Source organism: Firmicutes bacterium HGW-Firmicutes-1, from assembly GCA_002841625.1.
Taxonomy (GTDB): Bacteria; Bacillota; Clostridia; order Lachnospirales; family Vallitaleaceae; genus HGW-1.
Genome location: PHAG01000009.1, coordinates 172,503 through 184,438 on the forward strand (window position 1 = coordinate 172,503; position 11,936 = coordinate 184,438).

Annotated in this window: 9 protein-coding genes; 4 read left to right on the plus strand and 5 right to left on the minus strand. The window is 32.9% G+C overall.

Translation table 11 applies throughout. The features are described from left to right. Nucleotides 1–7: 7 nt before the first annotated feature. On the minus strand, nucleotides 8–2,479 hold the full coding sequence (locus tag CVU84_11840; GenBank protein PKM94146.1) for a pyridine nucleotide-disulfide oxidoreductase: 2,472 nt from the start codon (nucleotides 2,477–2,479) through the stop codon (nucleotides 8–10). A gap of 196 nt (nucleotides 2,480–2,675) precedes the next feature. Further along, a complete protein-coding gene (locus tag CVU84_11845) occupies nucleotides 2,676–4,538 on the minus strand; it encodes a hypothetical protein (GenBank protein ID PKM94147.1) in 1,863 nt (620 codons plus the stop codon). A 316-nt stretch (nucleotides 4,539–4,854) separates the two neighbouring features. Between CVU84_11845 and CVU84_11850 the strand changes: the two genes are divergently transcribed. Beyond that, nucleotides 4,855–5,868 (plus strand): peptide-methionine (R)-S-oxide reductase, encoded by a 1,014-nt coding sequence (locus CVU84_11850; GenBank protein PKM94148.1) that lies wholly within the window; start codon nucleotides 4,855–4,857, stop codon nucleotides 5,866–5,868. Nucleotides 5,869–5,994: 126 nt separating this feature from the next. On the opposite strand, the gene ald is transcribed toward CVU84_11850, so the two are convergent. Together ald and CVU84_11860 are read right to left on the minus strand one after the other, a co-directional pair. After that, on the minus strand, nucleotides 5,995–7,113 hold the full coding sequence (gene ald / locus CVU84_11855; protein PKM94149.1) for an alanine dehydrogenase: 1,119 nt from the start codon (nucleotides 7,111–7,113) through the stop codon (nucleotides 5,995–5,997). Nucleotides 7,114–7,134: 21 nt separating this feature from the next. Then, nucleotides 7,135–7,584, minus strand: coding sequence for an Lrp/AsnC family transcriptional regulator (locus tag CVU84_11860; GenBank protein PKM94150.1), 450 nt, complete (start codon nucleotides 7,582–7,584; stop codon nucleotides 7,135–7,137). Nucleotides 7,585–7,908: 324 nt separating this feature from the next. Here CVU84_11860 and CVU84_11865 point away from each other — a divergent pair, with 324 nt between their 5' ends. Beyond that, on the plus strand, nucleotides 7,909–8,610 hold the full coding sequence (locus CVU84_11865) for a DNA-binding response regulator (protein ID PKM94151.1): 702 nt from the start codon (nucleotides 7,909–7,911) through the stop codon (nucleotides 8,608–8,610). Then, on the plus strand, nucleotides 8,592–9,866 hold the full coding sequence (locus CVU84_11870; protein PKM94152.1) for a hypothetical protein: 1,275 nt from the start codon (nucleotides 8,592–8,594) through the stop codon (nucleotides 9,864–9,866). Before CVU84_11865 ends, CVU84_11870 begins: the two co-directional genes overlap by 19 nt. A 104-nt stretch (nucleotides 9,867–9,970) precedes the next feature. On the opposite strand, the gene CVU84_11875 is transcribed toward CVU84_11870, so the two are convergent. Further along, nucleotides 9,971–10,576, minus strand: a complete 606-nt coding sequence (locus CVU84_11875) for a hypothetical protein (protein ID PKM94153.1) — start codon at nucleotides 10,574–10,576, stop codon at nucleotides 9,971–9,973. Between the two features lie 408 nt (nucleotides 10,577–10,984). Here CVU84_11875 and CVU84_11880 point away from each other — a divergent pair, with 408 nt between their 5' ends. Further along, a complete protein-coding gene (locus CVU84_11880; GenBank protein PKM94154.1) occupies nucleotides 10,985–11,866 on the plus strand; it encodes a hypothetical protein in 882 nt (293 codons plus the stop codon). Nucleotides 11,867–11,936 lie beyond the last annotated feature (70 nt).

Sequence of the window (11,936 nt, forward strand, 5' to 3'; positions counted from 1 at the left end):
TATTGTTTTAAATAAACAGATTATGATTAGCGGCTTCCGTAGCACCTAAATAGGATGCGACACCACCAAATTCAACGCCTTCAATGAGTTCTTCTTCCTTAATGCCCATCAAATCCATAGACATTGTACATGCAACAAACTTAATGCCACTATCCATTGCAGATTGAATTAATTCTTCAAGAGAATTAACATTTTTATCATTCATTACCTTTTTAATCATAGCAGTTCCCATACCACTCATATTCATTTTAGAGAGCTTTAATTTTTTGCTACCTCTTGGCATCATGATTCCAAACATTTTTTCTATAAGGGACTTGGAAACAGATACCTTTTCAGGTTTCCTGAGTATATTTAAACCCCAGAAGGTAAAGAACAAGGTAACCTTTTTACCCATTGCAACTGCACCGTTCGCGATAATCATTGCCGCTAACGCCTTGTCTAAGTCGCCACTAAAAACAACCATTGTACTATCATCGGTAGCTTCTGTCTTATTAGGTGAAGAAGTGGAGGCTTCCTTTTTAATATATATTGCAAAATCCTTGCTTCTTTTTTCAGATTTAAGGAATGTGTTACCTGTTTTTTTGCACCAAGCTTGAACATCTACGCCAAAGCCAGGATCTGTAGCAAATACCTCTAGGATATCTCCATTATTAAGCTCGTGAATTTTGGAATTCACTTGCATAATTGGACCAGGACACTGCAAACCACATGCATTTAGAGTAACCGTTTGACCTGTTATTTGTACAATCTCCTCAACCTCTGGGGCACCATCATCTCCTAAAACAGGAATGTTTTCAAAATCACATCGAGGATTCGTATAATCACCATAAAACATCCTATATAAGCTGAACCCACCAAGTAGGTTTTTAACAGTAAATCCATTTTCTGATAATATTCTTGCAGCAATGTAACCACGTAATCCAACCGCGCAATAAACAACAATTAATTTATCCTTAGGTAATTCATTCAATCGTTCTCGTAAATCATTGATTGGTATGTGGATAGCATTTTCTATTGCACCAAGTTCATATTCTATGTTTTCTCGTATATCTAAGATGATTGATTCGCTAGAATCTAAGTTAATTAACTCACGCCATAAAATTGGAGCTTGATCACCCAGCAATATATTTTCTGCGGAGAAGCCGGCTAAATTTGTTGGGTCCTTTGCAGAGGAATAGGGAGGTGCATAAGCAAGTTCTAATTTTTTCAAATCATAAATAGTTCCACCAAATCTCATTGCAGTTGCAATAACATCAATTCTCTTTTCTACGCCATCAAATCCAACATTTTGCGCCCCTAATATTTTACCGTCATTATCAAAAATGACTTTTAAGGTCATAGGCATTGCTCCTGGATAATAACCTGCATGAGATCTTGGTTGCACAATGGTGATCCAGTAATCCTTACCATATTCCTTGCCTAAACGGTTGAGGATTTTTTCGTTTGTACCAGTGGTTGCAACGGTTAGATCAAAAACTTTGGCAACTGAAGTACCTTGGGTACCTTCGTAGGATTCCATTCTACCAACTATATTGTTTGCAACTATACGACCTTGTTTGTTTGCGGGTCCAGCAAGTGGAATCATAGTTGGAATTTGATTCACATAATCAATTACTTCAATAGCATCTCCAATAGCATAAATAGATGCATCACTTGTTTTGAGATATGGATCTACAATAATTCCACCACGAGCATTTACATCTAAGCCAGAATCCTTAGCAAGACTACCATTTGGAGTAACTCCAATAGATAGAATAACTAGATCTGAAAGTACATTTGTACCATCTTGAAGCTCAACAATTGTAACGCCATCATTATAAGAGAAGGTTTTTACACCATTTTTTAAATGTAGACGGATACCTTGGTTTGATAAATGATTGTGAATTATTTGAGCCATTTCGAAATCAACAGGAGTAAGTACCTGGTCCACCATTTCAACTAAAGTTACTTCGATTCCAAGGTCATGTAAATTTTCTACCATTTCAATTCCTATAAAGCCACCACCAATTACTGTAGCTGTTTTTACCTTATGAGTATCGATATAGTTTTTTATCGAATCTGTATCGGGTACAGTCCATAGCGTAAAGATATTTGGGCTATCAATACCAGGTATTTTAGGTCGAAGAGGGGAGGAACCAGGAGATAATACTAACGTATCATAACTTTCTTCATAGGTTTGCCCTGAGACAAGATCATTTACTAACACCGTCTTCGTTTCTCTATTAATAGACATTACTTCGCTTTGGATGCGAACATCCATATTAAATCGTGCTTTCATAGCTTCAGGCGTTTGAACAAATAGAGCATTTCTATCTTTGATAGTTCCGCCTATATAGTAGGGTAAGCCACAATTTGCATACGAGATGTAGGGCCCTCTTTCAAACATGATTATTTCTATAGACTCATCTAATCTTCTTAGTCGTGCAGCGGCACTAGCACCACCGGCGACACCTCCGACAATAATTACTTTTTTGGACATAGCAATTCCTCTCTTTAATTTATTTTAATTAGTTTAATTTTAATAATATATTTATATATTACAATAAATAGATATAGATGTCAAGAGAAAAGCCATGAAAGTTTTAATGATCAGGGCTTTTTATCGAACAGTGAAATTGTTTTTTTATTGAAAGCTAAACTGTTTAGAATGCGTTAAAGGTGTAGACGGTCTATTATTATTTTGAGTCTTTAAATACAAGAGTTCTATAAACTAGCAATGCAGCATCAGCCCTAGTCATTGAATTTTTACCATTGAAGTTAATTTCCTCCTCGGGCTTAAGTATACCTGCCTCAATGGCTATAGCGGTATATTCCTTTGTCCACTCATCCATCTGATTTGCATCTTTATAAGTAGAAAGTAGTTGTAGATTTGCTGTAGTAATAGTGTCGGTACTCTTTAAATAAGTAGAACAAATTTTTACAATCTCTTGTTTAGAAATAACTTGGTTTGGTTTAAAGGAGTTATCAGAATAACCATTAATCATACCTGCTTGTTTTGATACGGTAACAAATGGATTGAACCAATTGGTACTCTTAACATCTGTAAAAGTAGTTGAAGTACCATCATCCTTTAAATCAAAGCCAAGCACTAATATCTTGGCAAATTCTGCTCTTGATACAGGATTTATGGGGTCATACAACCCATTTCCTTTGCCCTCAATAACCTTTTTTTCACTTAAAGCATCAATTGCACTAATGTTTTCATCGGATAGGCTATCTAGGTCTTTAAAGTAAATGCTTTTTGATGGAATTATAGGAGGATTAGGATTAGTAGAAGCGCTACGCCAAATAACAATATCGTTCTTACCATCAGCTACACCTGTGAGCTCGGGGCTATTTGTATAGCCAACACCAATAAGATTACCATTTATTTCAGATATTTCTAAAATGTAATCATTCGCAGTACCACCAATTGGCATCATATTTTTAATTTGCCCGCTTGAATCTACAGTGATTATTATACTATCTATTTGTCCTAATGCTGACGTACCAATAGTTGTGGCATTAAAATAATCAGTGATTAGAGAATCTCCTTGTACTAAATTTATATTCCCCGTAATCAAGTTGCTTATATTTGAAGATATATTCTGTGTTGATAAATAGATCATATTACTATCAAATAAGTGGATAAAATGGGAAGGAATATTATTTGTATATTTTACTCCTGAGAGCAAGTGGTATTGTCCGTTGTTAATTGAAAGAGAGCCACGAATCATAAAGTGTTCAATGGTTGGATCTAGAAATTCAGTGGGTTGAACTACACCATTTTTATCAATAGGGATTGTGATTGTTTTTATATCCCAAGTTGTAATACCGGTGCCAAAGGTTTCATCATATACAAAAAAGAGATAATGATTACTTGTTATAATCATTTCGTCAACGGTATCAGAGTTATTCTCAAGTGTATTATGAGACCATAAAGTAGTACCACTGCTATCCATTAGAGCCATTGAAGCCATATTGTAGTTACTAGTGCTCTCACCTTTTCCACCAATATGACTGTAATAGCCACCTAGTAGGATGTTCCCTGTATCATCTATCTTCACATGGGACCATGCTCCTTGCTCTAGGATGCCTTGTCCAACTCTTTCCCAGAGTAAGTTACCTTGATGATCATATTGGAGTACCATACGCTGATAAGCGCTATCATAACCAACGATTACAAATCCTTGATTATTCTTTGCTATATCAAAAAAAGAACCATTATAAGAACTCATCCAAAGAATATCTCCATTAAATGATAATTTAGCTATGTAACCTGTCCTAACTTGGAAACCATATTCCTGTGAATCTGAACTCCCAATAACAACAATATCATTCTGATTAATAATGGCTTTTTTTACAGAATCATCACCATTTGCGTGGAGGACAGTGTACTGGCCTACAGAGTTGACAGAGGGTGCGGCAAAGGCGCCTGAGGACATAGAGCTAATACTTAAGACGATAACCAGTACAAATACATAAATTTTCTTCATTAAATTACCTCCCGAAATAATCGTTTGTAAGTTTTTAATATATAAATCAATGAATTCCTTCATATAACTTCTGTTTAATAATTCAAATGGCAACAAATAAACTAATAATTAAACATATTATTATAGTATCATAATATTGGTCAGAACAAAAGTGGAAACACGTGAATCTTTGAAAATAATTATTTTAGTGGTATAATATGGAAATGAATGATTAACTAAGGATCCTATGATAGGGTTTACTGATAAGCACTTGCTTATCCATCAGTACGCTACGATTTTTTCTACATAATAGTTTGTTAATAAGGATATTACTATAAATAAATAATGATACTGATAATGAAGTTGACCTATATTTAGGCTGGTGAAAGGTGGTAGAGATATGAGTTCAAGAATTCCTAAGAATCCCAATGTACACGTTAATTATGATCTTTCAAAGTTAAAAGAAGTTTGGTTGGCAGGAGGGTGCTTTTGGGGAGTAGAAGCGTATATTGCTAGAATATATGGAGTTTACGACGTGACCTCGGGTTATGCAAATGGAAATACAGTTAATCCAACCTATGAAGAGGTTTGCTCTCACACCACGGGGCATTCAGAAGCTGTTCATGTAAGATATGATCCAGAGAGAGTAAGCCTTGAGGTTTTATTAGAATACTATTTTAAGGTAATTGATCCGACAATGAAAGATAGACAAGGCAATGATAGAGGTTCACAATATAGAACAGCAATATACTATAAAGATGAAGCTGATCGGTTTATTATCGACAGTATCATTGCTAAGGAGCAAGAAAAGTATTCACAAAAAATTGTTACTGAGGTAGAACCACTTGCACAATACTTTTTAGCGGAGGACTACCATCAAGATTACTTGGAAAAGAATCCAAGTGGTTATTGTCATATCAATTTTGCGCATCTTAATGATCAAAAGGAATTACCAATGAATGTTGAAGCTTATAGCTACATTAAGCCTACAGATGAGGAACTGAAAAGTAAATTATCAGAAATACAATATAAGGTGACACAGCAAAATGCAACGGAGAGACCGTTTGAAAATGAATATTGGAATATATTTGAGGCAGGAATCTATGTTGATATTACTACAGGAGAACCACTATTTTCATCAAAGGAAAAATTTGATTCTAGTTGCGGATGGCCAAGCTTTTCAAAGCCTATTATTCCAGAAGTAGTTAAGCATACAAATGATAAAAGCTTCAATATGCATCGTACAGAAGTGAGAAGTCGAGTAGGAGATAGTCACTTAGGACACATTTTTGAGGATGGGCCAAAAGAAATGGGTGGTAAACGGTATTGTATTAATAGTGCTTCAATACGGTTTATACCGTTAAATAATATGGAGAAAGAAGGATACGGTGCATTGATTAATAGCGTAAAATAATGCGAAACATAATGTAAGGGAAACAAGAAAGGGTTATCATGCAAGTCAGCACAGATAACCCTTTCATTATAGTAAAAAAGGATGAAAATATAAGTTGTTTCAATGAGAAAATCATTGTTACGGTAATTAATTTAATAATGAATTAACGGGTGTATATACTAAGTTAAAGCTATCTGCCACGCCTTTGCAAGTCATATAACCATTAAAGGTATTCAATCCCTTTGCCAAATTTGAATTAAACTTGAGTGCATCTATTACACCAAGGTTGGCTAATTCGAGTATATATGGTAGAGTAGCAGCTTCTAAAGCGAAAGTAGATGTACGTGGAACAGCACCTGGCATATTTGCTACAGAATAATGAATAACGCCATATTTTTCATAGCTAGGATTATCATGAGTTGTAACTCGGTCAATGGTTTCAATGGAGCCTCCTTGATCAATAGCAACATCAACAATTACAGCCCCTTTTTTCATGGATTTAACCATTTCGGTAGTAACGGTTTTAGGTGCTTTTTCTCCTGTTACTAAAACAGCTCCAATCAATAAATCTGTATCCACAACTGCGTCTTCAACGTTGTGGTAATTGTATTTCAGTGTTGTAACACGTCCACCAAAGATATCATCAAGATAAGCCATTCGTTCGCTGTTTACATCCATAATAGTAACAATAGCGCCTAAACCAATCGCCATTTTTGCTGCGTTTGTTCCAACAACGCCACCACCAATAATTAAAACTTTAGCAGGCTTAACGCCAGGAACGCCACCTAATAAAATGCCAGCCCCACCATTGTATTTTTGGAGTAAGGTCGCCCCAATTTGTACAGACATTCGACCTGCAACCTCGCTCATTGGCATTAGAAGTGGTAGTCTTCCATTTGGAAGTTCAACAGTTTCGTAAGCAATGCTTGTAATTTTTTTTCTGATCAGTGCTTCAGTCAATTTTAAATTAGCAGCTAGATGTAAGTATGTAAACAAATTTTGACCTTCATGGAAAAGCTCATATTCACTTTCTAACGGCTCTTTCACTTTAATAATTAATTCTGATATGTCAAACAAGTGTTGTTTATCTTCAATGAGAGTTGCACCTGCTACCTCATAATCAGCATTTTCAAAAGAGCTTCCGAGTCCTGCATTTTTTTCTACATAAACCGTATGTCCTTGACTAACAAGGGTTTTTACACCACCAGGTGTAAGAGCTACTCTGTTTTCGTTGTTTTTAATTTCCTTTGGAACACCGATAATCATATAAAAGACCTCCGAAAGTGTTTAATTTGTGGGTAGGATTGAATATTGATTTTTTACTGTTGATAAAACTACGTTGGTTTCCGTTTTTTGAATACCTGTGACGCTTTTTATCTTATATAAAATTGCTTCCAAAGAAGCGGTGTTTTTAGTGACGATTTTAAGAGCATAGTCGAAATTCCCTGCTAAATAGTGGCATTCTAATATTTCTTCTTGGTCGTGAACAAAGGCTAAGAACATATCCGTGAAATTTGGATTTTCTAAGCTCACAAACATAATCGCCATCAAGGTTTTATTGAAAACTTCAGGGTTCAAGATGGCAGTATATTGGGAGATAATACCTGAACTTTCTAGCTTTCTTAAACGATCGCTGGTTGCTGAAATCGACAGATTTACCTGTGCACTCATTTCAGAAATGGAAATACGTGAGTTTTTTTGAAGTAAAGTTAATATTTTTATATCAAGTTCATTCATAAGTAAAACCTCTTTCGAAAGATTATATATATATTATACTTCATCTGAAAAAATAATGGAATAGTCATTATAAAATGCCTAATTATTTCTGATATATATAAAATAACGCTAATAATTAAGAGCAATATAGAAAAAAATAGATCAATAGGATAATTTTTAGGGTGTTCGTTGTTGAGTTTGAAAATTGTATTAGGATTGAAGAAGGTCGAAACATCGACTATAAACATATAAATAGTAAAAAAACAAACTATTAAATTGATTAATATAGAAAAATTTGGTATAATTTGGATATCGATGATAAGCATAAAATTCGAGGTGACATAAATGGGCGTTATACTAATTGTAGAAGATGAAGTGAATATACGAGATGGATTAATAAAGATAGTTAGTGGTATTGATAACAGTTTAACAATACATGCGACTGGCTATGCGGAAGAAGCGCTTAGTATCGCTAATTTAGAAAAAATTGATGTTTTCTTTTTAGATATACAGTTAACAGATTATACGGGTATTGAACTAGCAAAGCAAATAAGAGAAATCGATGTGTATAAATTAACTCCGATCGTATTCATTACAGGAGTTCATAACAAGGAGCTTGAGGCCTATAGAAAAATTCATTGCTATAGCTTCATTAACAAACCTTTCAATGACGTTGATATCAGAAACGTCTTCCAAGAAATTCAAAATGGATTAAAAATTCAAGAAGATTTAAAAATAATTAAATTTAGGGAAAAAGAATTTACTTACATATTAAATCAAGAGGATATTATTTATATTGAACATAAAAACCGTAAGCTTTTTATAAAGACCATTTATGAGGAAGCAACTTTTTCGTATTATTCTTTAACGAAACTGATAGATAGATTGAATAATGATTTTATGAGATGTCATAAAAGCTATATAGTAAATACCACTTATATCAGAAAAATTGATAGAATTAATAATTATCTAAACGTTCAGAAGGATGAAAAGATGATACCTATTGGCAGGAAATTTAAGGAAGATATATGGAGGGTTACGATATGACGATATTTGAAAGTATTATATTAACAATTTTTGATGTTACGTGTTATGTTTTAGTTTCGCAAAGCTTATTAGAAAAAAAGGCTAGAAAAAGTTATCTACTAGTATGTATCTTGTTTTTTTCTGTAGTAGGGGGCATAGAAAGCAATCTAGTTGATGGATGGTATAATACATTAATTTTAGGAGTACTATTAATTATTATGACCTATATTTTATATAAACAAAAGCTTTTGGAAAACATATATGTGTATCTGATTAGTTCAATATTTATTTTATCTATTCAATTGTTATCTGTTTTACCACTATTGCTAATATTTGGTGATATTTCATATAATTTTAAAAATGGATTAATTGCTCAATCAATATTTCTTGCATCGATTTTTTTGGTTACAAAATTCATTCCAATTCATTATATATATGATTTTGTAATTAATAAAAATAAAGTATTTAAATATTTAATTATTAATACATTTATAATTCTATTGTTTGTGCTTGTTTATTGGAATATTAGTATTAATGGGTTTTTAGAGAATTTAATTAGTATATCAACATTATCATTGGTAATCATTTACATAAATTTCATCATTTTGAAAAATAGCTTAAAAAATGAGCAAGCACTGAATAAGCTAAAAGTTAACGAACAATATATGCCAGTTATTGATGAATTAATCTCAGATATTAAAGCAAGACAACATGATTTCAAAAATCATTTGCAGGCACTTAATATGATGATCTTTGCAGCTAAGGATAAAGAAGATTTGTTGATACGATATGAAAAATATACTGGAGAAATTGCAAGTAAGGATGAGTTAAATGAATTTCTCAAATATAATAACAGAGTAGTTTCTGGATTTTTATATGGGAAAAAATCACAGGCCGAAGCTATGAATATTAAATTTTCTGTGCAGATATTAGAGCCGGTTTTTGAATCCAAGCTCTATGACTATGAGTGGATTGAACTTTTTGGGATATTTATTGATAATGCGATTGAAACAAATGTTGAGAATAATGAGATCATTGTCATTATTGATAAAGAAAAAGATATGAATGTACTTATAGTTAAAAATAAGCATCCATATCTAGAAAAAGAAATATTAAAAAATATGTTTAATAGAGGTGTTAGCTCAAAGTCCAAATCAAATCGTGGTTATGGTCTTAATAATGTAAAACAGATTGTTACAAAATATCATGGTTCAATTGAAGCTTATAATGAATCAGGTGCTGATAACTTTGTTGTTCTCAAAGCACTTATTCCATAACTCTTTATTCCATTTGTTTTAAACAATCTGGACATTCAGGCTCGCCCCACATATAATAACAATTTGATTGGGTAAGAATAATAGGTGCGGCCATGATTAATAAACTACAAATCATTTGAAGTGGCATTTTTAATTTTTGTTTTATGTTCATATGTAATTCCCCCTAGCGCAATCAATAATTGAATAGATTGTAAAGTAATGACCCATACTGCATAAGCAAAGTATGTGCTATTGCCAGTTACATAATAAAAAGTAAAATTAACGACTACAACCATAATGCTAATAAATTTGAACTGTAACATTTTCTTTTCCGAATACTTTGGTCTTTGTTTAGGAGTAATCGGAGTGAGCAACACCATAATAAACATATTAAAAAAAAACAATCCAATTAATAACGGTAATGTAATGAAAATATGATGATGTAAAAAAATGCAAATACTCAAGAAACAAGTAGTGAATATAAGGCAACCGGAAAAGGTTTTTAAATGAAGTCCTCCAGAAAAGCATCTTATCAACATCAATGATACTAAACAATAAATAAATGCCAATCCTTCCCCTAAAAGACTAAATCCGATAAACATAATAATTATTTTTAACATATCATTGATAATTAACTCAAGCATATATTTCAGCTTGATGCCGTCTACCTCACCTAAGTCTAATGTCTTGTCGAATATCCCATACACCTTCTTGATTATATATGTATTCATCACATCACCTTCTGTAAATAATTGTTACTTGATAATAACAAAACCACCCATTTTGTCAATCGTGAATGTACAAACGACACCTATAGCCGCACAAACGACAAATTTGTATCAAATGCTGTTTGTATTTCCAGAGATGTCGCTTGTACGAAATCATTATCAACTTTAATAAAATATATGAGTATGTTCATAATAATAGTACATAAAAACGAAAAGATTTGTTATAGATAAACAACGGGCATAATAATGAACCCGAATTACAACAGTTAAGACAAAGTATGCAAATTGTAATTTGAATGTTTCAGATACAAACAATGACAAAACGCGGTAAAATTATCGAAAGATCAAAGAAGTAAACAACGAAAGGATGTAAATGCTCTTTTTTTTATTTGCAAATCAAGATATGCTGCAATGAAAAAAGTGGATGATGGAAAACTAAAAAAGTATGGAACATTATTTGATCTTCCAACGTCAAATAAATACAATTACATAAAATTAGGAGGTTATACAATGATACTAAAAAAAACAATGGGTATACTTGTCGCAGGCTGTGTTCTATTAGGCAATGTAACATATGCCCAAGCAAATGGAAGCAGTGATGAAGCAGTACCAGTATTATATGAAACGCAGACACAAGCTCCATTATTAATTTCAGCAAAAGAAGAGGGATTCAAATCAGAGATAGATTATAAGAACCTCATTATTGAATTTAAGGGTAAAACCATTCAATATGATATAGAAGCTCAGTTAGTAGAAGGAATTTTCATGGTTCCATTAAGACATACATTAGAGGAAATGGACTATAAAGTAACATGGAATAATAAGTCCAAATCTGTTGAAATATCAAAGGGTGCTCAATACACAAGCATTAACATTGGTAGCAATTCATATTATAAAAATAAAATGGCTCCAATACAATTATCTAGCGCACCTGTCATTATTGAAGGTAGAACGCTAGTACCAGTAGAATTTCTTACAGAAATCATAGGTAACGGTGTTACAATAGAAAACAATGTACTCAAAATTCATGATGAGCCATTTGCATCTAGAAGCGGATATATTTATAAAATTGAAGAAGGTGATCAAGAGTGGATACTCACTATAACAACAGAAAAACAAACCACTCAGACTTTTGCGCCAGAAAGTACAGATAGAATAATTGTTCATCTTTTAAAGGACTCATCGATTGTTAATAGAGGAACATTAGATATTGAAGATTTTGTTACCGTTGTTCATTATCCAGTAATGACCATGATTTTCCCTGCTGAAACTTCAGCACTCATTATTTATTGAAAATTAAACTAACGGAAGAATCTTGCATTTGGCTATGAAAGCGAAGGGAAGGCAAGATTTTGTAACATAG

Excerpts from the sequence above, each read along its gene's own strand:
- CVU84_11840 (PKM94146.1), bottom strand. The coding sequence starts at position 2,479 with ATGTCCAAAAAAGTAATTATTGTCGGAGGTGTCGCCGGTGGTGCTAGT.
- CVU84_11845 (PKM94147.1), bottom strand. The coding sequence starts at position 4,538 with ATGAAGGAATTCATTGATTTATATATTAAAAACTTACAAACGATTATT.
- CVU84_11850 (PKM94148.1), top strand. The coding sequence starts at position 4,855 with ATGAGTTCAAGAATTCCTAAGAATCCCAATGTACACGTTAATTATGAT.
- ald (PKM94149.1), bottom strand. The coding sequence starts at position 7,113 with ATGATTATCGGTGTTCCAAAGGAAATTAAAAACAACGAAAACAGAGTA.
- CVU84_11860 (PKM94150.1), bottom strand. The coding sequence starts at position 7,584 with ATGAATGAACTTGATATAAAAATATTAACTTTACTTCAAAAAAACTCA.
- CVU84_11865 (PKM94151.1), top strand. The coding sequence starts at position 7,909 with ATGGGCGTTATACTAATTGTAGAAGATGAAGTGAATATACGAGATGGA.
- CVU84_11870 (PKM94152.1), top strand. The coding sequence starts at position 8,592 with ATGGAGGGTTACGATATGACGATATTTGAAAGTATTATATTAACAATT.
- CVU84_11875 (PKM94153.1), bottom strand. The coding sequence starts at position 10,576 with ATGAATACATATATAATCAAGAAGGTGTATGGGATATTCGACAAGACA.
- CVU84_11880 (PKM94154.1), top strand. The coding sequence starts at position 10,985 with ATGAAAAAAGTGGATGATGGAAAACTAAAAAAGTATGGAACATTATTT.